Source organism: Actinomadura sp. ATCC 39365 (assembly GCF_054392275.1).
In genome coordinates this window covers 1654032-1676956 of the sequence record NZ_CP184335.1, presented here as the reverse complement: position 1 = coordinate 1676956, position 22925 = coordinate 1654032, and the positions used below count along the sequence as shown (strand labels likewise).

Here is a 22925-nt window from a genome sequence, read left to right as displayed (position 1 = left end):
TTTCTGTGGTCGTGTCGCCCAGGGCCGGGTGGTCAGGCGTGCGCCCGGTACATCTCCCACGGCGCCTGCGGGAGGACCTCGCCGGTCTCCAGCAGCGACTTGAGGTTCGCCAGCACGGCCGGCCATCCTTGCGCGATCCCGTCGAGCATCGCCTGGTTGGGCAGGTCCTCGTGGGACACGGTGAGACGGACGATGTCCTGGTGCGGCTCGATGAGGAAGGTGACCACCGACGACTTCCTCGATGACGCGGCGCCGGGGGCGTCGTCGAAGGTGACGACGAGGCGGGCCGGGGGCTCGGCCTCGATCACCTCGCCGGTGACGTCGACGGCATCTGATCCGTCGGCGCGCCGGTGCTCCCAGGGCGATCCCGGCCGCCAGTCCGAGATGTTGCGGTGTCCCCAGTAGCGCGCGGTCAGGTCCGCGTCGGTCAGGGCCCGCCAGACCTGCTCGGCGCTCGCGCGGATGTAGGTGACGTAGACGTAGGTCGGCACGGACGTGGGTTCGTCGCTCATGGCGTACTCCTCTGCCTGGTGCTTGATGGCGTTGATCGCTCGCAGCCGGGGCCGGTCGAACTCCGAGATCCAGCGCTCCTGGATCTCGTGGATGGGCGCCGGGTTGAGGTAGTGGAGCCGTTCCCGTCCGCGCCGGACGACGGTGACGAGGGCGGCCTGCTCGAGGACGTTCAGATGCTGGGTCGCCGACTGGCGGGCCATGTCAAGACGTTCGCACAGCTCGCGCAGCGTCTGACCGTTGTGCTCGCGCAGTCGGTCGAGCAGGAGGCGCCGGGTGGGGTCGGCCAGCGCCTTGAAGACGAGATCCACGGCTGTCGCTTCGAGGCTCACGCCGTCCATTATGCAGGTATTTACCTGCCTATTGTCAAAGGTCTGATTTGACAATCGTCTAATCAGGCGCGCATGATGTCGCTGGTTAGATGAACTTCTATTCAAGGGCAATCGCCCGAAGTCTGGAGAAACGGTCATGAGCGACGGTTGTCGCGGTCCTGCCGCGATCGAGCAGTTCACCTCAGAGCGGCGGGACGACCTGCCCGTGGTCGTGATCGGCGCCGGGCCTGTCGGGTTGGCCGCCGCCGCCCACCTGGCCGAACGTGGCCTCGACTTCCTGGTCCTGGAGGCCGGTGAGCGGATCGCCGCGTCGATCGCACAGTGGGGGCACGTGCGGGTGTTCAGCCCCTGAACGTACGACATCGACGCCGCCGCCCGCCGCCTGCTGGAGGCCGGCGGCTGGACCGCGCCCGACCCCGAATGGCTGCCGACCGGCGCCGAGATCGTCGCCGACTACCTCGCCCCGCTGGCCGAGCTGTTCGGCGACCGGGTACGCACCGACGCACGGGTGACCGCGATCAGCCGCCTGGGCCATGACCGCGTGCGCACGGCAGGCCGCGAGCAGGCGCCCTTCCTGATCCGCCTGGCCGACGGCGGCGAGCTGCAGGCGAGCGCGATCATCGACGCCTCCGGCACCTGGACCAGCCCGAACGTGCTGGGCGCGAGCGGCCTGCCCGCACACGGCGAGGACGAGGTGTCCATCGACCACGCCCTGCCCGACGTCCTCGGCGCCGACCGCCACCGCTACGAAGGCCGGCACGTCCTGGTCGTCGGCGCCGGCCACTCGGCCGCCACCACGCTGCTCGCCCTGGCCCAGCTGGACGACACCCCCGTCACCTGGGCCATCCGCGCGGGCAACGCCGGCCGCGCCTACGGCGGCGGCGACGCCGACGCCCTCCCCGCCCGCGGCGCGCTCGGCACCCGCCTGCACGCCCTCGTCACCTCCGGCCGCGTCCAGCTCCTGACCGGCTTCTTCACCCATCGGGTACGCGCCACCGGCGACGGCGTCGAAGTGACCAGCCGCACCCCCTCCGGCGCCGAGCAGTCGATCACCGTGGACCGGATCGTCAGCGCGACCGGCTACCGCCCCGACCACTCCATCGCCGCCGAACTCCGCCTGGACCTGGACCCCGTCCTCGGCTCCACCCGCCGCCTCGCCCCGCTGATCGACCCTAACCAGCACTCCTGCGGCACCGTCCCGTCACACGGCGTGGACGAGCTGGCCCATCCCGAGCCCGGCTACTACGCCATCGGCGTCAAGAGCTACGGCCGCGCCCCGACCTTCCTGCTCGCCACCGGGTACGAGCAGGCCCGCTCGGTCGTCGCCGCGCTGGCCGGGGACTGGCAGGCGGCCCGCGACGTGCGGCTCGACCTGCCGGCGACCGGGGTGTGTTCCTCCGGCCTGGCCGAGGCCCAGGAGCGGCGGGCCGGCGGCGGGCGCCTATGATTTTGATCGGGATCGAAGTAAGGAGTCTCGTCATGGCCGCCCCCGCCGGCACCTCATGCTGCGCGCCGATCGCCCGCGAGCCGCTCGGCGAGGCCGACGCCGTCGAGCTGGCCACGTTGCTCAAGGCCGTCGCCGATCCGGTGCGGCTGCGGCTGCTGTCGATGATCGGCTCGAAAAGGCTGGGCGCGCTGTTCGCCTCCGCGGAGCCTGCCGACCGCCCCTGCGCCGAAGGGGCGGGGCCGGACCGGGCGTGCTGACACCGAAACCCGGAATGCCCGTAAAGAGGGACGGTGTCATTCGTGGTTGATCATTTGCTATGTCGATCGAGCTGTTCACAAGTGCGCATGGTTACCTTCAGTATTCGTGAAGATACGATCTGGCCCTGCGGGGCCGGGAAACAGTTCATCTGGCCCTAAACGTGCGGCCATTTCCACCATGCTCCTTCTGAGCGCGGTGTCTGTCGCGCTCCAACCCGCCCGTCCGGCAGCCGCGCAACCGGTTCCGCTGGTCGAGGAGGACTTCACCGGGGCCACCGCGATCCCGCAGTTCATCGGCGTGGGATCGGCCTGCCTGACCGGTGCGCCGGCGGCTCCGCCCGCCGGGCCTGGCGACCATCCGCTCGGGGGCTGCCCCGCCAACGCGGCGGGTCCCGTCCCGCCGACCGGAGCAGCGCCTTACGGCTATCTCCAGCTCACCAGCGCCGATCTGGACCAGACGGCGGCCGCCCTCTACAACGAGCCGATCCCGGCCGAAGAGGGCCTGGACGTGACGTTCGAGCAGTGGCAGTACGGCAACACCACGGCGGTGCCCGCGGACGGCATCTCCTTCTTCCTGATCGACGGTGAGGCCTCGCTGGACCGTCCGGGCGCGTTCGGCGGCAGCCTCGGCTACGCCCAGAAGCTGCCCGACGACGACCCGGCGAACCCGTTCGAGCCCGGGGTCAACCAGGGTTACGTCGGCATCGGCCTGGACGTCCTCGGCAACTACTTCGGGGACTGGGAGCAGCGGGGCCGCACCTGCGCCGAGCGCTCGCCGGCCGGCACGGGCTTCCGCGTCCCGGCTCCCGGGCCGAACATGGTGACGGTGCGCGGGCCCGGCAACGGCACCGCGGGCTACTGCTTCCTGACCGCCACCACCAGCAACTTCACCACGACCGGGCCGTGGCCCTCGACTCTGCCGGGCGACCTGCAGGGGCCCACGCGGACCGTGCCCAGCGACCCGCGGGCGGCGCAGGCCGTGCTTGAGGAGTCGAAGCGCACGGTCAACGTCCGGATCACGCCGGCGCCGAACCCCGAGATCACGATCTCGATCGACTTCAACGACGGCAACGGGATGCAGGAGGTGCTGTCCCTGCCCGCGCCGCAGCCGGTGCCGGAGAGCTACAAGTTCGGTTTCGGTGCTTCCACGGGTCTGTTCAGCGATGTGCACCTGATCCGGAACGTGGTCGTCCGTCCGGTGGCCGAGCGGCCTGAGCTGTCGCTCAGGAAGCGCGTCGCCCGGGACGCCGACCTGCCCGACCCGGTGCCGGTGGGCACGGAGGTGCCCTACGAGTACGTGGTCACCAACACCGGCAACATGAACATCACCGACCTGATGGTGGACGACGACGTCGTCGAAGAGGTCACCTGCCCGCAGACCACCTTGAACGTGGGCGAGCGGGTCATCTGCCGCGGCTCGTACACGGTCACGGAGGAGGACGCCGAGCGCGGCTCGGTCACCAACACCGCCACCGCGATGGGCAGGGCGGACGGGACCGAGGTCAGCTCGCCGCCGTCCGAGGTCACCGTCGGCGTCACGGACGAGCGCGGCATGCTGGAGCTCGACAAGCGCGTCGACGACTCCCGCGCATACCGCCCCGGCGACCGGGTCACCTACCGCTACGTCGTGCGGAACACGTTCGACGAGACCGTGACCGACCTGCGGATCGACGACAACCGGGTGTCGGACATCGTCTGCGAGGCCACCACCCTGGAGCCCGGCGAGTACACGGTCTGCACGGGCACCTACACGGTCACCGAAGAGGACGCCGCCCACGGCTCGGTCACCAACACCGCCACCGCGGTGGGCATGATCGACGACACGGAGGTGAGCTCGCCGCCGTCGGAGGCCACCATCGACGTCATGGGCGAGCGCGGGACGCTGCTGCTGGAAAAGAGCGTGGACGACACCCGCACGTACCGGCCCGGTGAGAGGGTCACCTACCGCTACGAGGTCAGGAACAACTCCGGCGAGACGCTGGAGAACCTCCGGATCGAGGACAACCGGGTGACGAACATCGCCTGCCGGACCACCACCCTGGAGCCGGGCGAGTCCACCACGTGCACGGGCGTCTTCGTCGTGCCGAGCCGTCCCGGCGGCAAGAAGGACTGCCGCAAGGGCTGCAGCTTCACCGTCACCAACACCGCCGTGGCCAGGGCGGACGGTCTGACCTCCGCGCCGGCGACGGCGACGATCCGGGTCGCGCAGAAGTCGCAGCACCCGCGCCCGCCGTGCCGGCCGGGCAAGAAGAAGGACCACTGCCGGCCCGGCAAGAAGCCGCACCACCACGGCCGTCACCACGGTCACGACCACGGGTACGACCACAGGTACGACCACGGCTACGACCACCAGTGCCCGCCGGGCAGGAGGCCGTACGACGGCAGGACCGCCGCATCGGGATGTGTCTCCGAGGTGGCGAACAGGAACGAGCGGGAGATGGGCCGCCCCATGGACGAGTCCTACGAGCCTCAGCCTGAGGACATGATGGACGACCCGTACATGGAACGTTCCTACCAGGAAATGGGCGACATGCCGATGCCCTGGGAGACCTCCGAGTAGGTCGCCCCTCTTCCCATCCGCGTCAACCTGATGGTCCCTCCCCGCGGGGAGGGACCATCGTGCCGTCCGCCCCCGGACGGTCACCCCCAGGCGCCGACCTCCTTGAGGAAGACGACGCCGTCGATCGCGCCGAGGTGGGACGGGTCCAGCGGGAAGTAGGCGAAATCCTGGGAGACGCGCCGCGCCGGATCGGCGACCGCCTCGGCCAGGCGGCGGGCGTCGACCACCGAGTGGTCCCACGGGAGCGTGGACAACACGCCCTCGACGGTGTCCGGCGACGGGGTGTCGTCGCCGGTCGTGCCGAAGGCGGAGGCCAGGTAGGCGTACCGGTCGCCCAGGTGGGCGGCGGCGATCGCCCCCGCGCTCCACCACTCCAGCCGCTGGTCGCCGAACGACATGAACGTCTTGTCGCGCTGGAGGTGCAGGTTGGCGGAGAAGACCAGGGCCGGGCCGTGCTCGGCGACGGCACGCAGGTTGGCCGCCATCATCGCGTCCCGCAGGGCCGACAGCCGGGTCCAGCGCGCCGGGGAGGCGTCGGCCATCCAGTGGTGGTAGCGCAGCAGGGCGGTGGCGGTACGCGCGTACAGTTCCGCCCGTTCCCTGTCCCGCGCGCCGAGTTGCGGCGACTGCGTGTCGAGCAGCGCCGCCAGGTCGTCGGCGATCACCCGGAGCCGCTGGGCGTCGGCGGACTGGCCGATCGACTTCGACGGGTCCATGGCCGTGGCCTCGTCGGACCATCGGTCGTCCTGGCCCAGCAGCGCGTCGAGGGTCTCCCTGGTCACCACCGCGGCGGGGAGCGGGCCGTCGAGCAGGTCGTACAGGCCGGTGAGCGCCTCGCGCGGGCTCGCCGCCCAGTACTCCAGAGGGCCGTCGACCCCGAAGAACCGCAGCTTCTCGTCGTGCTCCTCGTTGTGGGCGCGCATCCAGCGGACGAGCTCGCGGTTGGCCGACAGGGCGCCGAAACCGTGGCTGAAGCCGCGTTCCATGACGTCGTCGAGGGTGCCGGCACCGGTCGTGACGTAGTCGTCCACCAGGAGGCCCTTGAGACAGTCGCTCTCGATGGCGAACGACCGGTAGCCCTCGTTCTCGACGAGGTGCCGGAAGATCTCGTTGCGCAGCTCGCCCAGTTCCCCCACGAAGTGCCGGGCCTCACCGAGGCCGAGCAGCAGCGGCCTGGCGGGCAGCGTCCCCAGGAACGCCGAGACACCCGCGCCATCGACCGGCCAGGCGATGTCCTTGATATCCATGCCTTCAACGCTATCGTTGAACTTTCGGTGTAACCCTTCCAGCTGAAACACCCATATACAGCCCTGAAACCTTCAACCCGCACTCCACGTGTTGAACAGTTCGTTCAAAACAGGCTGTTGACATCAGTGAGTTTCAGCGCCATCGTTGCCTCCATGTCGATCGAGCACCCCTTCTCCCCGCCGGACCCCGAGCAGGCGCGCGCCCAGCGGGTGCACGCGTCCCTGTTCCGGATCGCCGAGCGGCACGCGGCCACCGACGAGCAGCGGCTCAGGCAGGCGCACCCGTCGGTCATCGGGCCGCACGAGGCCGTCAGGCTGGTGACGTTCCTGCTCAGCGGGGCCGCGAAGCCGGACGACGGCGAGCCGGAGGTGGACCAGGCCGACATCACCGCGGCGTTGAGCCTCGTCCCGCTGGTTCGCGGAGAGCTGGACGCGCTGGAGGCCGGGCTGCTGGCGATGGCCCGTGGGCGCGGCATGACCTGGCAGGAGATCGCCTTCGGGCTCGGTCTCGGCACCGCGCAGGCCGCCCGGCAGCGCCACGAACGCCTCGCCGAGCGGTCGGGGACGGCCCTCGACTAGGCCGCCCGCCGCGGGCGGTTCCACCAGAGGGAGAGCGACAGCGCCGCGACCACGAGCAGGGCGCCGGCCCCGGCGAAGGCGGCGGCCGTGTCCACCCGTTCGCGCACGACCGTGAAGGTGCCGGGAAGGGCGTCCAGGGCGGTGGCGAGCTGGGCGGCGTTCTCGGCGCGGTGGTAGGAGCCGCCGGTCGTCCTGGCGATCTGCCGGAGTGCCGGCTCGTCGATGATCCGGGGGTTGCGGCCCCGGTCGAAGCCCCCGCCGAACCCGCCGCCCCAGCTGCCGAACCCGCGGCCGTCGAACTGCGAGTTGTCGCACACCATCGGAACCGGGTTCGTGGTGCCGAAGCCGATGGTGAACACGCGTACACGGCGCAGCGCCGCCTCCTGGGCGGCCCGCTGCGGGTCGACGCCCTGGGTGTTGGCGCCGTCGGTGAGCACGACGATCGCCGCGCCGGCGTACCCGGAGGCCGCGGCGGGCGGCGTCGCGGCGGTGGCGGCGACCGACGGGTCCACCTCGGCGATCGCGTCGATCGAGGTGAGCATGGCCTGGCCGATCGCGGTGCCGCGGGCGACGGTGAGCCCGTCCAGGGCCTCGATCAGGGCGTCGGTGTCGTCGGTGGGCGGGACGAGCAGGCCCGCCGTGCCGGCGAAGGTGACCAGGCCGATGCGCGGCCCGCCGCGCTGCGACTCGATGAAATCGGCGGCGGCCTTCCTCGCGGCGGTGAGGCGGTTGGGGTCGACGTCGGTGGAGCACATGGAGCCGGAGGTGTCGAGCGCCAGCAGGATCGTCGCCGACCGCATCGGCACCGGCACCGACGCCTGCGGTCGCGCCGCCCCGGCCGCGAGCAGCGCCAGCCCGGCGACGAAGAGCGCCACGGGGATGCGCCGCGTCCAGCGCGTACGCCCGGGAAGGGCAGCCCGTACGAGCGCGATCGAGGTGACGCGCACGGCGGCCCGCCGCCGCCGGCGACCCGCCCACCAGCGGATCACGAAGATCAACGGGATGACCAGCGCGGACAGCAGCGCCCACGGCCAGGACAACGACATTCAGATCACCCGCCCGGACCGGAACACGGTGACCGCCGCGCCCGCGGCGAGCAGCACGAGCGCGAGCCCGATCAGCCCGCCGGCGAGCGGCAGCGGCTTGTCTGAGACGGTGAGCCGCAGGTCGATCGTGTCGGCGATGCCGTCGAGCCGCGCGGCGTCGGCGGCCGGGTGGTAGGCGCCGCCGGTGGTCCGCGCGATCGTGGTGAGGGTGTCCGCGTCGAGCGAGGTCTGCAGGTGGTAGCCGTCGACCCGCACCGCCGCCCCGGCCGCGGTGCCGACCCCCACGGTGTGGACGCGCACGCCCGCCTTCTGGGCCACGGCGGCGGCCCGCTCGACGTCGCCGCCCTGGTTCTGGCCGTCGGAGAACATCACGATCGTGGCCGACGGCCAGTAGCCGAGGTCGGGCGGCGTCCCGTCGCGGCCGATCACCACCTGCCGGCCGGTGATGGCCGTGAGCGAGGCCGTGATGGCTGCCCCGAGCGAGGTGCCGCCGGTGATCCTCAGACGGTCGATGGCCCTGAGCGCGACGGAATGGTCCGCGTCGGGCCGCGCGGTGGTGAGCGCGCCGCGTTCGAACGCGACGACCCCGATGTCCACGCTGTCCGGCTGCGCCGCCACGAACGCGCGGGCCGCCCGCTGCGCGGCGGCCAGCCTGGTCGGCGCGACGTCACCGGCGCCCATGCTGTTGGAGACGTCGACGGCGAGGATGACGGTGCCCGCGGTCCGCGGCACCGGCACCATCGCCGCCGGTCCCGCGGTGGCGACCGCGAGCACGCCGACCGCCGCGATCGTCAGGCCGGTCCCGAGGTACGCGCCGCGCCCGCCCGGCCCGGCGACCCCGGCCGCGGCCAGCGCCGACCTCCGGCGGCGGGCCGAGACGACGGCCGCCCAGGCCAGCGCCGCCGTGACGAGCAGCCCGGCGGCCAGCAACAGCGGGGACGACAGCGTCAGCCGGTCCCCGGCGAATCCGCTCATGGCGACCACTTCCCGCCCCGGGCCGATCCCGCTCATGGCCGCCGCTCCCCCGTGCGGGCGGCGATCTCGACGAGCGTGTCGGTCAGGTCGCGGTCGGTGCCGACGCGGTGGACCGGCACCCCCGCCCGGCGCATGCCCGCCGCGAGCCGGGCGTCGCGGGCGTCCACGGCCTCGCGGAAGCGGACCCGCAGCAGCGGGTCGGCGGAGTCGACGACGAGCTGCTCGCCCGTCTCGGCGTCCTCGACCACGATCAGCCCGGCCTCGGGCAGCACGTCGTCGGCCGCGTCCACGATGCGCAGGGCGACGACCTCGTGCCGCCGGGCCAGGCGCTGGAGCGAGCGTTCCCAGTCGCCGTCGCCGATGAAGTCCGACAGGACGACGATGAGGGCGCGGCGGCGCGCCAGCCGTCCGGCCGCGTCGAGCATCAGCGCCAGGTCGGTGGTGGCGCCGGCGCGCGCACCGGCGGTGCGTTCCAGCTCGGCGCCGATCCGCAGCGCGTGCCGCCGGGACGTGCCCGGCGGCACGACCCGCGTTGTCCCGGTGTCGAACAGCAGCGCGCCGACCCGGTCGCCGCCGCGCCCGAACAGCCGGGCGAGGACGAGCGCCAGCTCGGCCAGGACGTCGTGCTTGCCGCGCCCCGGCCGTCCGGCCGTCATCGAGGCCGACCGGTCGAGCACCAGCCACACCGTCAGCTCGCGGTCCTCGGTGAACACGCGCAGATGGGGTTCGTCCAGGCGGGCGGTGACGTTCCAGTCGATGTGCCGGGCGTCGTCGCCGTCGGCGTAGCGGCGCAGGCCGGTGAAGTCGATGCCGGAGCCGCGGTGCGCGGTGCGGTGGGCGCCCTGGAGGCGGCCGTCCAGCCTGCGGACGACCTTCCACTCCAGGCGGAGCAGGAGTTTCTCGGGGGCGGTGGCCATGACGGCTCAGCGGTTCCGCAGGACGACGTCGGGCGTCCGGACGGCCCCGAGCACCCTGCTGATGATCGTGTCGGCGTCGACGTCGTCCGCCAGGGCCTCGTAGGACAGCACGAGGCGGTGGCGCAGCACGTCGAGCGCGAGTTCGGACAGGTCGTCCGGCAGGACGTAGTCGCGGCCGCGCAGGAACGCCAGCGCGCGGGCGCCCGTAACGAGCGCGATGGACGCGCGCGGGCTGGCCCCGTACGTGACGTACCGCTCCAGCTCCCCCAGCCCGGCGGTGCCCGGCGAACGCGTCACGGCGACCACGCGTACGGCGTAGTCGACGATCGACGGATCGACGTACACCTGCCGGGCGCGGGCCCGCATCTCCATCAGCTCGGCGGTCGTGACCGTCGGCTGCAGCGGGTCCGGTGGGCGCAGCGCCCGTTCGACGATCGCCTGCTCCTCGTTCTGGGCGGGATAGCCGACGACCACCTTCATCATGAACCGGTCCACCTGCGCCTCGGGCAGCGGGTACGTGCCCTCCGACTCGATCGGGTTCTCCGTCGCCATCACCAGGAACGGCTCCGGCACCTGGAACGTCTCGCGGCCGATCGTCACCTGGTGCTCCTGCATCACCTCCAGCAGGGCGCTCTGCACCTTGGCGGGGGCGCGGTTGATCTCGTCGGCGAGCAGCAGGTTCGTGAACACCGGGCCGAGCTCCGTCCTGAACTCGCCGGAGTGCTGGTGGTAGACCCGCGTGCCGACGAGGTCGGCGGGGACCAGGTCGGGGGTGAACTGCACGCGCTGGAAGCCGCCGGTGATCGCCGCGGCCAGCGACCGGACGGCCAGGGTCTTGGCCAGGCCCGGCACGCCTTCCACCAGCAGGTGACCGTCGGCGATCAGCGCGACGGCCATGCGTTCGAGCAGGACGTCCTGACCGACGATGGTGCGTTTGACCTCGAAGAGGACCTGTTCGAGCGGATGAGCCTGGGCCGGGGGCATGATGTCCCTTCTGTAGGCGCTATGGGCAGTACCGTCAGATCTGGGGTCCGTCACCTGGTGGGCCGTCGCCTTCGTCGCCGCCCAGGGCCGCGCCGATCGGCACCGCGAACGCGATGCCGGCGAACGCGTCGTCGCCCCCGGGGTCGGCGATCGAGACGACGATCCCGACGACCAGCCCGCGAGCGTCCAGCAGGGGGCCGCCGGAGCTGCCCGGGTTGACGGAGGCGTCGAACTGGATCAGCCCTTTCAGGCCGCCGTCCTTGCCGGTCCGGCCGGTGGTCCGGTCGAGCCCCGACACCACCCCGGTGGAGACGCTGTAGGTCAGGCCCAGCGGGTTGCCGATCGCCACGACCGGCGCCCCCACGGCCACGGCGCCGCCGAGCGTCGCGGGCACGACGATCTCCGGCAGCTTCACCGGCTTGAGCACGGCGACGTCCCGCTTGGGATTCGCGGCGGCGACGACGGCCTTCGCCCTGGTCCCGTCCGCGAACGTGAGGTTGATGTCCTTCGCGGCCTTGACCACGTGATGCGCCGTCAGGACCGTCCCGTCCTCGGCAGCGATCACCCCCGTGCCGAGCGACTCGCCCGCCTGGATGACCACGACCGACGGCCCGACCCGCCGGAAGACGTCCGGCACCGTGAGCGTCGCGGTGGGCGTCGGCGTGGCGCCCGGCCCTCCCGCGGCCCTCCCGCCGTCGCCACCGCCGCCGCCCAGCCAGTACGCCAGCACCGCCACGACGACCAGCACCCCACCCCCGGCGGCGACCCGCCGAGCCCTCCCGGCCCTGGCTCGCCCGGCTTCCCGAGCCCCGGCCGCACCGTCCTCCTGCGGCACGCGCTCCATGCCCCTCATACTCAGCAATCGCACCGAAAACTGCCATAAAGAAGGACGCGCAACTCGCCGACAGATCCGGAGGCGACAGGGCCGGGCCGCAACCTATTCAGCAGGACCGATTCCGCACCGCCGTCCACTGACGGATCCCCGGCCGCCGCCCCCGCATTGGCCTCTTGCGGACACCCCCGGTCAGATCGGGCCCGGCTGAGCTCGGGTACAGGTGCAGGCGTCCGCACCTCCCCACGGAAGAGGCACGTCGTGAGATCCCTGCTCAAGCGCGTGGTCACCGTCGTCGCGTCCGCCGCCCTGGTGACGTCGGCGACCGTCGCGCCGGCCGCGGCCATGGACGCCTACTACGTCTGCGCCTCCGGCTCGCGCATCCTCATCTCCGACCTGGTCGGGTACGTCATCTTCGCCAGCGGCTGCACCGGATCGGGCAGCGGCACCTACGGCACGATCACCATCCCGTCCGGCAGCTACTTCTGCCAGACGGTGACGCACAGCCCGGCGATCGACTACGTCAACGGGCAGCGTTGCTGACCTCTCCGCCCTCGCCGGAGGCGGTCACGAGCGTGCGCACGACCATCGGCTCGGCCAGGACGAGGGCCAGCACCTGTGCCGCATGGCGGTGATGCGGCGTGGTCAGGTGTCGCGCCCGCGCCCCGGCGCCGGCCCACTCCTCGATCACGACCATGCTCGCCGGGTGGTTCGGGTCGCCGTAGGGGTGGTAGGCCAGGCAGCCGGGCTCGTCCAGGGACGGTTCGATCATCGCTTCGAGCGCCGTCCGCAGCCGGTCCTCCTGCCCGGCCGCGGCCACGTACTGGGCCAGCACGATGAGGGACATCTCCGGCGTCGTCCTCACGCGAGGGGCCGGGCGGGGCCGGTCCCGGCGCCGGAGGCGGTGATCGCGTCGGCGATCTCCGCCAGGTCGGCCGGCGTCAGGTCCACCGCGCCGGCGCCGATCCAGCCGTCCACCTGCTCCGGCCTGCGGGCGCCGACGATGGCCCCGGTGACGCCCGGCCAGGCCAGGACCCACGCGATGGCCACTTCGGCGACGCCGACGCCGTGCCGGGCGGCGACCGGGCGCAGCGCCTCCGCCAGCCGCAGGTTGGCCGGCAGTCCCGTGGTGAAGTCGTGGTGGGCGGTGCGCCAGTCGCCGTCGGGCAGGCTCGCGACGCGTTCGGCGGAGAACGTCCCGGTGAGCAGGCCCGACTGCAGCGGCGAGTACGCGATCACGCCGGTGCCGTGGGCGTGCGCCCATGCGATCTCGGCCGCCGACGACCGGTTGATCGCCGAGAACGGCGGCTGGATGACGTCCACGTGGGCGATGCGCTCCGCGGCCGCCAGCTCCTGCGGCGAGTGGTTGGACAGGCCGATCGCGCGGACCTTGCCCTCGGCCTTCAGGTCGGCCATGACCTGCCAGTACTCCTCCAGCGGCGTGGCGTTGGGCGACACGGCGCCGAAGCCGCCGCCGGCGTACTCCAGCGACTCGCCGGTGTCGGGGTAGTGCACCTGGTACAGGTCGATGTGCTCGACGTTCAAACGGCGCAGCGAGTCCTCCAGCTCGCGCCGGACGCTGGCCGGCTTCATGATCCGGCGCGGGGCCGCCTGCGGGTCCTCGGGGTCCCAGACCAGGCCCACTTTGGTGAAGACGTACGGGCGGTCGCCGTCGCGCAGGTCGGCGATGGCCTTGCCGACCAGCTCCTCGGAGTGGCCGAGCCCGTACACGGCCGCGGTGTCGATCCAGTTGACGCCGCCGGCGACGGCGTGGCGGATCGCGGCGATCGACTCGGCGTCGTCGGTCGCGCCCCAGCCGAACTTCCAGCCGGCCCCCGACACCGCCCAGGAGCCGAAGCCGAGGCGGGTGATGTCCATGCCGGTGGTGCCGAGAGGCCGGGTGGGCAGGTGGGTGGTGCTCATGTCGCGTTGCTCCCTGTGGGTGACCGGGCATCCCTTGTGGACATCCGGTGCAGCTCACTCTGGCGCGCCGCCCGCGGCCCACCCAGTGCCCGCCGCTGCCTAGGCACGGCATGACCAGGCTCGCGACGACGCCGGACGGCGATACTGGTCCCATGGCACTGGACAGACGCGCAGAACTGGGCGAATTCCTCCGATCACGCCGCGCCCGGCTGCGCCCCGAGGAGCTCGGCCTGCCCGAGTACGGCAGCCGCAGACGCGTCCCCGGCCTGCGCAGGGAGGAGCTGGCCCAGCTCGCCGGGGTGAGCGTGGACCATTACGTCCGGCTGGAGCAGGGCCGTACCCTGCACTTCTCCGAAGCGGTCCTGGACGCCGTCGCCCGCGCCCTGCGCCTGGACGACGTCGAGCGCGCACACCTCCACCGCCTGGCCCGCCCCTGGAACGAGAGCGACCGCGCGCCAGCCGCGCCGCCGCTGCAACGCGTCCGGCCCGGCCTCCAGCGCCTGCTGGACGCGTCGGCCGACGTGCCGGCCTACGTCGTCGGCCGCAACACCGACGTACTGGCCTGGAACCACCTCGCGGCGGCGCTGATCACCGACTTCGGCGCGCTGCCGCCCCGGCAGCGCAACCTGGCCCGCCTGGTGTTCCTGGACGAGGGCATGCGCGACCTGTACGCCGACTGGCCGGGCAAGGCCGCCGACGTGGCCGCCTACCTGCGCCTCGACGCCAGCCGCCACCCGGAGGACACCCGGACGTCGGAACTGGTCGAGGAGCTGTCGGCCGCCAGCCCGGAGTTCCGCGAGCTCTGGGCCGAACACCGGCTCAAGGACAAGACCCACGGACGCTACGTCTACCTGCACCCGGTGGTCGGCAGGCTCGACCTCGGCTTCGAGACCCTTCGCCTGCCCGACGACCCCGACCAGGCGTTGATCGCCCACACCACCGAGGAGGGCTCCCCCTCCCAGACCGCCCTCCGCCTCCTGTCCACCTGGACCCGCCAGGCCCACGCCGCCCCGTGACCGCCTCGGCGCGGCGGGGCCGCTAGGAGTCGTCCTTCTCCAGCAGGCGGTCGAGTCTGATAGCCAGGTCGAGGGTCTCGCAGCGCAGCAGGTCGAGCCGGCGGCGGATCTTCGACCGGATCGCCTGGAAGTGTTCGTCGGCCTGCCCGCGCAGGCCGAGCAGCTCGTCGGTCAGGGCCGTGACGTCCTGGCCCGCCTCGCTCCGGGTGTCGGCGAGGTCGGCCCGCATCTCGGCGATGCCGAGCACCGCCTCGGAGCAGTCGGCCTCGGCGCACAACGTCGCCTCCAGCGCCTGGACCCGAAGCTTGATGTCCAGGATCTCCGCCTCTACATCCACTTACTCCTACCTTTGCCGGTAGTCGGTAGGGAACCGGCCCAGTGGTGGAGGGCGGCCGGGTCCCACTTGCTGTAAGCACATGGTGGCAACCCGTGTATACCCGACACGACCGCCGGCAAGCAACGGGTGCGGGTCCGCGGAGTGGCTCAGCCCGGCACCGGGGTGGCGGCCTCAGGCTGAGCCTGGCGTGGAAGGTCAGTTGTTGATCGGGTCCGGGTCGTACGCCGGCGTCCCCTGCGGGCAGCCGGGCGCCGGGTCCTTGCAGCAGCGCGGGCGGCTGGAGGTGAAGTGGTCGTTCATGTGGCGGCGCAGGGCCGCCAGCTCGTCGCCGAGCGCGGCGAAGTCCTGCCGCATCTCCGCCCGGATGTCGGCGATGTCGGCCTGCATCCGGGTGATGCCGGTCGTGGCCGCCGTGATGTCGCCGGTGGGCCTGCCTGCCTTGAGCTTCCGCAGGCGCAACAGCAACTTGAGCATCTGTGTCTCTAGGTCCACACATTCCTGCCTTTGCGCAGCTGGACAGGGGCCCGCGCCGGACGAGCGGGCGGGCGCCCCGGGGATTGAGAAAACGGTGACACATCGGCCGCCCGCGTGGGGATGATCATGATTTCGCCGGGTGGGGTTCCATTACACCGGCGCCCACGTTTCTTTTCTGCCGGCGGATATTGGCCGCCGAAAGTGACGGACCGAAACAGGGCCGGACCGGAGGAACGAGGGCGGAGACGGCGGCCCGCCGCGACGGGCGCGTACCAGCCTCTGCCGGGGCGCGTACGTGCCCGCGTCAGGGGCGCGGACACCGGCCCGTCCGCCGGAAAAATCTTCTGGCGCATATCAGGCAAATCCGCAGATCAGGGACCGACAACAATGCGAATTTCCCTCCACGACCACGCCGGATCAAGCATCCTGAGCTTGTCATCACGCTCCCCCACCCCCGTTTTAAGGAGCCTCCGTGACCCGGTTCGCCGTCGACCACTCCCGCCACGCGCTCATCGCCACCTGGGGTACGGGGATCGGCGACATCGCCACCACCGTGGCGGAACAAGTGCCTTCGAGCCCCGACGTGCTCCGCCTGGCCACCAGCCTCACGGAGCTGTCCTACGCCTGCTGGCGCTGCTACACCCACCCCTCCAGCGCCGCCGACCAGCACGGCCCCAACAGCGTCGGCTGGCAGCGGCAGGCCGAGCGCGACGCGTTCGCCTCGGTCATCCCGGCCCTGCTGGCGCCCGTCCGGCCGGCCAACGGCGCGCTCACCCTCTACTCCACGCGGGTGGAGGAGGTCGCCCACCGCGTCGGCCGTACGCTGCACACGATCAACCACGCCCCGCTGGCCGGCAGCGTGGCCACCGACGTCACCGCCGAGCTGGCCGCCATCGAGAACGCCGAGCTCGGCGACCTGTCCGCGCGCGCCCAGCAGGCCGTCATGCTCAGCCGCGAGGACGCCTCGCCCCTCCAGGTCGCCCAGGCCGACAGCCTGCTGCACCAGCACCCGTTCGGCACGGAGGCGCTGTTCACCAAGATCGACCCCACCGCGGCCGCGATCGCGGCGGCCCACTGGCTCTACGCCGCCGCCACCATCAGCGCCCGGCACACCGGCCTGCATCCGATGCAGACCATCTCCGAGGTCGACAACATCAAGGCCCCCGCCCAGGAGAGCCTCACCGAGGTGATCTCCGCGATGAGCGGCGGCGGCTCGCCCAGGGCTGCGGTCATGCCGATGATCCGCAACGCGCTGCACGTCGCCGAGGGCCACCTCTACGGCGTCACCGAGGCCAAGCATCGCATCGGCGTGGCCGAGGAGCTGATCGCCCAGGCCCGCACCGACCATCCCGAGCTCGGCCTCGGCCCCAGCACGGTCTACCTGCCCATCACCCCGCTCAACCCGGCCCGCCCGGCCCTCGACCTGCTGGAGAACCTCCTCTACGGCATCCGCAGCTGCTGGCTGACGTTCTCCCAGCACGCCGACACCCCGGCCGGCCGCGAGCCCAGCCGGCCGCGCCGCCACCACCGCCACACGGAGGTCTTCCTGTCCGAGGTGCGAAAGAGGGCGGCGATGGACCGTTCCCGGCTGCTGTAGCCGCTCCCTCCCGCGGGCTGGGGCGACGTCACATGATCGCGGTACTCTCGGGCATGTCTGAAAACGTCGCCGAGCAGCCTCCCTTACCGGCGCTCACCCGGGCCCTGGTCGGCCCGCCCGGCAGGATGCTGCTTCCGCTGGTCGCCGTGGTGGGGCTGCTCATGCTCGACCACACGAGCATGCCGGGCGGAGGTTCGTTCACCCTGCTGCTGGCGGGTCTCGCGCTCGCCGTCGGCACCGTGGTCGTCTGGGTCGCCCGGTTCGCGGTGGGCCTCCTGCGCTCCGACGGACGTCCCGGCCTGCGCCGCCACTGGGCCCGCTGGGCGGCCGCGCCGCTGATGGGCGTGACCGTGACCGCGCTGGTGTTCACCGGGGCGCCGTTCGAGGCCCGGTTCGCGCTGTCGGAGTCGGGGCTGGAGCAGTTCGCCCGGACGGTCGCCGCGGACACCAAGACCGTCAGGCGCGAAGACCAATGGGTGGGCCTCTTTCCGCTGACGTCGATCGAACGGGTGCCGGACGGAGCCCGGTTCCTGGTGAGCGACACCGGCCTGTTCGACCGGTACGGCTTCGCCTGGAGCCCCGGAGGCGAGCCGCCGGAGGAGTCCCACACGGGATACACGCACCTCGAAGGCCCCTGGTACGTATGGGAGAGCCGGTTTTGAGAGTTCCTGGATCGGTGGGCGGATGGGTGTTCGCGGTCGCCGCGCTGCTGGTGCTCGCCCCCTTCGTAGGCGGGGGCATGCTCTTGTCGGCGCTGGTCGGCGCGCAGGCGGCCATGATCGTCGCGGTGACGAAGGCGTACCAGGACGCGGCCCGGTGGCGGGCGCTGGAGGCGGAACGCGCGGAAGGACCGCCTGCCGCTGAGTGAGGGCGGCCCGGTCCGTACGGAGGTGTCGGCAGCGGTCGACGGGGCAGGAACCGGCCACTCGAATGGGTAGGTCTCCGGGCAGACCTCGGGAAGGGTGTGCCGATGCGGCGGAGTGGCGGCGAGCTGATGCTGGGCGGCATGCTGTCCGCCAACCATCTGACCGCGATGGAGGACCTGCCGCACGTGGTCTCCGGGCACGCCGCGCTGGTGGGCTTCTCCGAGACCGCGATCTACGTCACCGACCTGCAGCAACAGGAGCTCATCCCGATCCCGGAGCAGCGGGACGCGTCTGGCGAGCCGCTGGCGGTCCTGCGGATCGACGGCACGCTCGCCGGAATCGCCTTCCGCAACGTGGAGGTCGTCCACGTGCCGGGCGGACCCGACGGCACTGCCCAGCGGTTGTGGCTGCCGCTCCTGGACGGCACCGAGCGGGTCGGCGTGCTCGGGGTGACGGTGCCTCAGGACGACGAGGTCGCCGAGTGGCGGGCCAGGCAGCTCGCGTCGCTGGTCGCGCTGCTGGTGATCAGCAAGCGGCCGCACAGCGACTCCTACTCGCGGCTGATCCGCGCCCGGCCGATGACGCTGTCGGCCGAGGTGCTGGTGCCGCTGCTGCCGCCGGGTACGTTCGCCAACGACGACGTGGTGGTCAGCGCCGTGCTCGAACCGGCGTACGAGGTGGGCGGGGACGCCTTCGACTACGCCATCGACGGCGACGCGCTGCACGTGTCGATCTTCGACTCGATGGGCCACGACACCTCCGCCGGGCTGACGGCGACCATCGCCGTCGGGGCGAGCCGGAACAACCGGCGGCAGGGCGCCGATCTCGTCAGGACGGGCGAGGCGATCGACGGGGCCATCGCCGAGCAGTTCACCGGCCGCTTCACCACCGGCATCCTGGCCTGCCTCGACCTGCACACCGGCTGGCTGACCTGGGTGAACCGGGGACACCATCCGCCGCTGGTGATCCGCGAGGGCCAGCAGGTGGCCACGCTGTCCAGCGAGCCCGACCCGCCGATGGGCTTCCTGCTGCGGCCGTACACCGGGGAGCTGCGCTACCAGCTCCAGCCCGGCGACCGGCTGCTGTTCTACACCGACGGGATCATCGAGGCGCAGAGCCCGGACGGCGAGCTGTTCGGGCTGGAGCGCTTCATCGACTTCATCCTCCGGCAGGAGGCCGACGGCCTGTCGGCGCCCGAGACGCTGCGCCGGCTGGTGCAGGCCATCCTGGAGCACCAGCACGGACGGCTCCAGGACGACGCGACCGTGCTGATGGTGGAGTGGCGCAGCAGCAGGCAGCAGCGGCTCGTCATGTGAGCCCCCGTCAGGTCTCGCCGACGGCGACGAACCCGCTGTCGGGCCGGTAGTCGGGCGACTGGTGGCGGAAGTAGGTGTTGTAGACCTGGCAGTAGCGGCCGCCGCGGGCCAGCAGCGAGGCGTGGTCGCCCTCCTCCACGATCCGGCCGTGGTCGAGCACGATGATGCGGTCGACGTGCTCGATCGTGGACAGCCGGTGGGCGATGACGATCGAGGTGCGGCCGGCCAGCACCACGTCGAGCCCCTCCTGGATCTGGGCCTCGGTCAGCGGGTCGACGCTGGCGGTGGCCTCGTCGAGGACGACGATCGCCGGGTCCTGGATGAGCAGGCGGGCCAGCGCGACGAGCTGCCGCTGGCCCATGGACAGGGCCCGTCCGTGCTCGCCCACGTCGGTGGCCAGGCCGTGGGGCAGGGCCTCGATCCAGTCGCCGCCGCCGACCGCGGCCGCCGCGGCCAGCACCTCGTCGTCGCCCGCGTCGGGACGCGGATAGCGGATGTTGTCGGCGACCGTGCCACTGAACAGGAACGGCGCCTGCGGCACCGCGCCGATCTGCCGCCGGTACGCGCCGAGGTCGAGCGAGCGGATGTCGTGGCCGTCGATCAGCAGGCGGCCTTCCTGGAACTCGTAGAAACGGGTGATCAGCTTGCCCAGCGTCGACTTGCCGGCGCCGGTGTGGCCGACCAGCGCGACGGTCTCGCCCGCCTCGACGACCAGGTCGAAACGCCGGAGCACGGGGTGGGCCGCGTCATAGCCGAAGGTGACGTCGTCGAACTCGATGCGCCCGGCCAGCCTGCCCGGGTCGGCCGAGCCGGTCTGCACGACCCGGGGCGGGGCGTCGATCAGGGCGAAGACCCGCTCGGAGGCCGACAGGCCCTGCTGGAACTGCGACCAGAAGGCGGCGATGGAGGTCAGCGGCATCCAGAACAGCGACACGCCCTGCAGGAACAGGTACCAGTCGCCCGCCGACAGGCCGTGGCCGAGCACCGACGTGCCGCCGAGCTGGACCAGCGCGACCGTCGCGAGCCCCGCCACGAGGAACAGCAGGGGGAAGATGGCCGAGAAGACGAAGCCCTGCCGCAGCGTCACCCGGTAGCTCTGCTCGTTGACCGGCCGGAACTCGTCGTAGACCTGCTGCTCCTGGCGGAAGTTCTTGGCCACGGCGATGCCGCCCATGGTCTCCTGGAGGTTGGCGTTGACCCGGCTCAGCGACCGCTGGGCCCGCCGGGTGCTGGACCTGGCCAGCCGCCGGAACAGCAGCGCCATGCCCATCACGACCGGCGCCACCAGCAGGGTCAGCAACGCCAGCTCGACGCTGCGCAGGAACAGCAGGACGGTGACGAACCCCACCATCAGCACCTGGCTGATCAGGTCCATCGTCAGGGTGGAGACCGTGGCGAAGTCGTCGGTGTCGGAGGTGACGCGGCTGACGATGCGGCCCGACGGGGTCTCGTCGTAGAAGGACAGGTCGCGTTGGAGCACGGCGTCGAAGGCGTCTTCGCGCAGGCGCAGCACGACGTCGCCGGTCACCCGCGCGCTGTACCACTGGCGGACGAAGTTGAAGGCCCAGCTCAGCGCTCCGGCGAGCAGGATGCCGACGGTGAGCAGCGGGCCGACGTCGGCGATCGTGCCGTCCTGGATGGCGTCGACGCCCTCGCTGGCCAGCAGCGGCAGGACCGCCTGCGCCGCCGAGACCAGCACGATCATGGCCGCCACCAGGAACATCGCGCCCAGCTTGGGGCGGAAGTAGGCGAGGATCCGGCGCGTCAGGTCACGGTCGGCGTAGGTGCGGTCGTAGTCTTCGGCGTCGAGGCCGTCCATGATGAAGCCCATCAGTGGACCCTTTCCTGCTCGTCGAGCGCGCCCTCGCCGGTCGGGACCTCGTCGTAGTGGGAGAAGATGCGGCGGTAGAGGGGGCTGCCGGCGATCAGCTCGTCGTGGGTGCCGAAGCCGGCCACCTCGCCGCGCCGCAGCAGCAGCACCTTGTCGGCCCAGCGGATCTGGGAGAGCCGGTGGGTGATCAGCAGGGTCGTGCGCCCTTCCTGGATGCGCTCGATGGCCTGCTGGATGCGGTCTTCGGTGGCGGAGTCGATGGCGCTGGTGGAGTCGTCGAGGATCAGGATCGCCGGGTCGGTCAGCAGCGCCCGCGCGATGGCCAGCCGCTGCCGCTGGCCGCCGGACAGCGTGAGGCCGCGCTCGCCGATGACGGTGTCGTAGCCGTCGTCGAGCTCGGCCACGAACTCGGCCGCCTGCGCGTCTTCGGCCGCCCTGACCACGGCCGCGCGGTCGGCCCGCTGGCCGAGGCCGAAGGCGATGTTCTCGGCCACGGACCGCGAGAACAGCACGACGTCCTGCTCGATGGTGGAGATCTGGGAGCGCAGCGAGTCGAGGTCCCAGTCGCGGACGTCGACGCCGTCGACCAGGATCCGGCCCGAGGTGACGTCGTAGATGCGGGGCACCAGCTTCGTCAGCGAGCTCTTGCCCGCCCCGGTCTCGCCGACGATCGCCACCGTCTCCCCCGGCCGCACGGTGAACGTCACCCCCCGCAGGACGGGCTCGCCCTCGCCGTAGCCGAAGGTGACGTCGTCGAAGACGATCTCGCCCCCGATGGGCGCGACGTGGCCGGCGGCCGGCTGCTCCAGCTCGGTCTCGGCGCCCACGATGTCGAGGATCCGGCGGGAGGACACGATGCCGATCTGCACCAGCGAGAACGTGAAGATCGAGATCTGGGTCGGGAAGCCGAGCATGCCCATCAGCCCCATGAAGGCCACCAGGTCGCCGATCGTGATCGCACCGGCGGCGTGGAGGTGGAGGGCGTGCCACAGCGCCCCCGCCATGGCGCACGCGAACAGCAACGTGGGCAGGTAGCGCGCCTGGACGAGGCCGTTGCGCACGAACGAGTCACGGTAGCGCCGGGCGTTGGCCCGGAAGCGCAGCCGCTCCTGCTCCTCCTGCGCGGTCACCTTGATGACCTCGATGCCGCGCACCGCCTGGCTCAGCCCGGCGTTGAGGTCGCCGAACTCGTCGCGCATGCGGGTGGCCACCGGGTCGAGCTGCCCCATGTAGTGGCGCAGCGCGAACGCGAACACCACCCCGAACACCACGGGCACCAGCAGCAGCCGCGGGTCGATCGCGGCGATGAACACCAGGGGCACCAGGCCGGTGAGCCCGGAGTCGACGATCAGGTCGACGCCCGGGCTGATCATGATGGAGAGCTGGCGGATGTCGTTGGCCGCCCGCGCCATCAGGTCGCCCACCCGCTGCCGGTTGTGGAAGGTCTGGCTCTTGCCGAGCAGGCCCGCGTAGAGCTCGTCGCGGGCGTCGCGTTCGAGCCGCTTGGCCAGCACCTCGCTGCTCATCCGGGCGACGAGGTCGAACAGGCCGCGGGCCGACACCACCGCCAGCAGCGCCAGGGCGACCAGGCCGAGCGCGGCGGCGGGCGCGCCCCGGCCGCCCAGCACCGCGTCGAAGGCCGAGCCGGTGAGCTGGGGGACCAGGGCGTTGAGCACCACCATCACCAGCGAGCCGCCGAGGAAGCCCGTCAGGGGCAGCGGATGGCGGCGCAGGTGGGACCACAGCCAGCGGACCGGCCCCCGGCGGTCGTAGCGCGGGCCTTCGACGGAGAACTCCGAACTGCCGGTGGTCACGGTGAAACCCCTTGGCCGAGGGCGGGCGAGCATCGGACCCGTTTGTATCACCGGTCACCGACAGA

Annotated in this window: 24 protein-coding genes; 11 read left to right on the top strand and 13 right to left on the bottom strand. The window is 71.9% G+C overall.

Going from position 1 to position 22925, the window contains the following annotated elements; genetic code table 11:
- Positions 1–32: 32 nt before the first annotated feature.
- Positions 33–842 carry an ArsR/SmtB family transcription factor gene (locus ACNF49_RS08600; protein ID WP_482943327.1) on the bottom strand — a complete coding sequence of 270 codons (810 nt, stop codon included), beginning with the start codon at positions 840–842 and terminating at the stop codon, positions 33–35.
- A gap of 136 nt (positions 843–978) precedes the next feature.
- On the opposite strand from ACNF49_RS08600, the gene ACNF49_RS08595 reads away from it, so the two are divergent.
- The 4 genes from ACNF49_RS08595 (at position 979) to ACNF49_RS08580 (ending at position 5106) form a co-directional block, all read left to right on the top strand.
- Positions 979–1194, top strand: a complete 216-nt coding sequence (locus ACNF49_RS08595; protein ID WP_482943326.1) for an FAD-dependent oxidoreductase — start codon at positions 979–981, stop codon at positions 1192–1194.
- A 156-nt stretch (positions 1195–1350) separates the two neighbouring features.
- Positions 1351–2289 carry an NAD(P)-binding domain-containing protein gene (locus ACNF49_RS08590; protein WP_482943325.1) on the top strand — a complete coding sequence of 313 codons (939 nt, stop codon included), beginning with the start codon at positions 1351–1353 and terminating at the stop codon, positions 2287–2289.
- A gap of 32 nt (positions 2290–2321) precedes the next feature.
- A complete protein-coding gene (locus tag ACNF49_RS08585; protein ID WP_482943324.1) occupies positions 2322–2546 on the top strand; it encodes a hypothetical protein in 225 nt (74 codons plus the stop codon).
- A 196-nt stretch (positions 2547–2742) separates the two neighbouring features.
- Positions 2743–5106, top strand: coding sequence for a CLIPPER-2 domain-containing protein (locus ACNF49_RS08580; RefSeq protein ID WP_482943323.1), 2364 nt, complete (start codon positions 2743–2745; stop codon positions 5104–5106).
- 80 nt (positions 5107–5186) lie between these two features.
- Here the strand turns inward: ACNF49_RS08580 and ACNF49_RS08575 are convergent, their stop codons facing one another.
- A complete protein-coding gene (locus ACNF49_RS08575; protein ID WP_482943322.1) occupies positions 5187–6353 on the bottom strand; it encodes an erythromycin esterase family protein in 1167 nt (388 codons plus the stop codon).
- A gap of 153 nt (positions 6354–6506) precedes the next feature.
- Here ACNF49_RS08575 and ACNF49_RS08570 point away from each other — a divergent pair, with 153 nt between their 5' ends.
- A complete protein-coding gene (locus tag ACNF49_RS08570) occupies positions 6507–6932 on the top strand; it encodes a DNA-binding protein (protein WP_357976427.1) in 426 nt (141 codons plus the stop codon).
- On the opposite strand, the gene ACNF49_RS08565 is transcribed toward ACNF49_RS08570, so the two are convergent.
- Genes ACNF49_RS08565 through ACNF49_RS08545 form a run of 5 tightly spaced genes read right to left on the bottom strand, consistent with a single transcriptional unit; the run spans position 6929 to position 11698 of the window.
- Positions 6929–7978 (bottom strand): vWA domain-containing protein, encoded by a 1050-nt coding sequence (locus tag ACNF49_RS08565; protein ID WP_482943321.1) that lies wholly within the window; start codon positions 7976–7978, stop codon positions 6929–6931. The genes ACNF49_RS08570 and ACNF49_RS08565 overlap by 4 nt on opposite strands.
- A complete protein-coding gene (locus ACNF49_RS08560) occupies positions 7979–8989 on the bottom strand; it encodes a VWA domain-containing protein (RefSeq protein ID WP_357976421.1) in 1011 nt (336 codons plus the stop codon).
- On the bottom strand, positions 8986–9870 hold the full coding sequence (locus tag ACNF49_RS08555) for a DUF58 domain-containing protein (protein ID WP_357999393.1): 885 nt from the start codon (positions 9868–9870) through the stop codon (positions 8986–8988). The genes ACNF49_RS08560 and ACNF49_RS08555 overlap by 4 nt, the downstream gene beginning before the upstream one ends.
- 6 nt (positions 9871–9876) lie before the next feature.
- The gene (locus ACNF49_RS08550; protein ID WP_482943320.1) at positions 9877–10854 is read right to left on the bottom strand and encodes an AAA family ATPase; all 978 of its coding nucleotides are present in this window, start codon (positions 10852–10854) and stop codon (positions 9877–9879) included.
- A 34-nt stretch (positions 10855–10888) separates the two neighbouring features.
- Positions 10889–11698, bottom strand: a complete 810-nt coding sequence (locus tag ACNF49_RS08545) for a S1C family serine protease (protein WP_357976412.1) — start codon at positions 11696–11698, stop codon at positions 10889–10891.
- A 249-nt stretch (positions 11699–11947) separates the two neighbouring features.
- Between ACNF49_RS08545 and ACNF49_RS08540 the strand changes: the two genes are divergently transcribed.
- Complete coding sequence (locus ACNF49_RS08540) at positions 11948–12229, top strand: hypothetical protein (RefSeq protein WP_482943319.1); 282 nt, start codon at positions 11948–11950, stop codon at positions 12227–12229.
- Here ACNF49_RS08540 and ACNF49_RS08535 read toward each other — a convergent pair.
- Both ACNF49_RS08535 and ACNF49_RS08530 read right to left on the bottom strand, forming a co-directional pair.
- Complete coding sequence (locus tag ACNF49_RS08535; RefSeq protein WP_482943318.1) at positions 12210–12533, bottom strand: putative quinol monooxygenase; 324 nt, start codon at positions 12531–12533, stop codon at positions 12210–12212. The genes ACNF49_RS08540 and ACNF49_RS08535 overlap by 20 nt on opposite strands.
- 14 nt (positions 12534–12547) lie before the next feature.
- Positions 12548–13609 carry an aldo/keto reductase gene (locus ACNF49_RS08530; protein WP_482943317.1) on the bottom strand — a complete coding sequence of 354 codons (1062 nt, stop codon included), beginning with the start codon at positions 13607–13609 and terminating at the stop codon, positions 12548–12550.
- 152 nt (positions 13610–13761) lie between these two features.
- Here ACNF49_RS08530 and ACNF49_RS08525 point away from each other — a divergent pair, with 152 nt between their 5' ends.
- Positions 13762–14625, top strand: coding sequence for a helix-turn-helix transcriptional regulator (locus ACNF49_RS08525; protein ID WP_482943316.1), 864 nt, complete (start codon positions 13762–13764; stop codon positions 14623–14625).
- 22 nt (positions 14626–14647) lie between these two features.
- Here the strand turns inward: ACNF49_RS08525 and ACNF49_RS08520 are convergent, their stop codons facing one another.
- Both ACNF49_RS08520 and ACNF49_RS08515 read right to left on the bottom strand, forming a co-directional pair.
- On the bottom strand, positions 14648–14962 hold the full coding sequence (locus tag ACNF49_RS08520) for a hypothetical protein (protein ID WP_357976399.1): 315 nt from the start codon (positions 14960–14962) through the stop codon (positions 14648–14650).
- A 195-nt stretch (positions 14963–15157) separates the two neighbouring features.
- A complete protein-coding gene (locus ACNF49_RS08515) occupies positions 15158–15436 on the bottom strand; it encodes a hypothetical protein (RefSeq protein WP_357976396.1) in 279 nt (92 codons plus the stop codon).
- Positions 15437–15908: 472 nt separating this feature from the next.
- On the opposite strand from ACNF49_RS08515, the gene ACNF49_RS08510 reads away from it, so the two are divergent.
- The 4 genes from ACNF49_RS08510 to ACNF49_RS08495 all read left to right on the top strand — a co-directional run bounded on the left by ACNF49_RS08510 (position 15909) and on the right by ACNF49_RS08495 (position 19215).
- Positions 15909–17033, top strand: coding sequence for a hypothetical protein (locus ACNF49_RS08510; protein ID WP_357976393.1), 1125 nt, complete (start codon positions 15909–15911; stop codon positions 17031–17033).
- 53 nt (positions 17034–17086) lie between these two features.
- Complete coding sequence (locus ACNF49_RS08505) at positions 17087–17695, top strand: hypothetical protein (RefSeq protein WP_482943315.1); 609 nt, start codon at positions 17087–17089, stop codon at positions 17693–17695.
- Positions 17692–17901 carry a hypothetical protein gene (locus tag ACNF49_RS08500; protein ID WP_482943314.1) on the top strand — a complete coding sequence of 70 codons (210 nt, stop codon included), beginning with the start codon at positions 17692–17694 and terminating at the stop codon, positions 17899–17901. The genes ACNF49_RS08505 and ACNF49_RS08500 overlap by 4 nt, the downstream gene beginning before the upstream one ends.
- Before the next feature lie 102 nt (positions 17902–18003).
- On the top strand, positions 18004–19215 hold the full coding sequence (locus ACNF49_RS08495; RefSeq protein WP_482943313.1) for a PP2C family protein-serine/threonine phosphatase: 1212 nt from the start codon (positions 18004–18006) through the stop codon (positions 19213–19215).
- A 7-nt stretch (positions 19216–19222) separates the two neighbouring features.
- Here ACNF49_RS08495 and ACNF49_RS08490 read toward each other — a convergent pair whose 3' ends face one another.
- Positions 19223–21046, bottom strand: coding sequence for an ABC transporter ATP-binding protein (locus ACNF49_RS08490; RefSeq protein WP_357976382.1), 1824 nt, complete (start codon positions 21044–21046; stop codon positions 19223–19225).
- Complete coding sequence (locus tag ACNF49_RS08485; RefSeq protein WP_482943312.1) at positions 21046–22860, bottom strand: ABC transporter ATP-binding protein; 1815 nt, start codon at positions 22858–22860, stop codon at positions 21046–21048. The genes ACNF49_RS08490 and ACNF49_RS08485 overlap by 1 nt, the downstream gene beginning before the upstream one ends.
- Positions 22861–22925 lie beyond the last annotated feature (65 nt).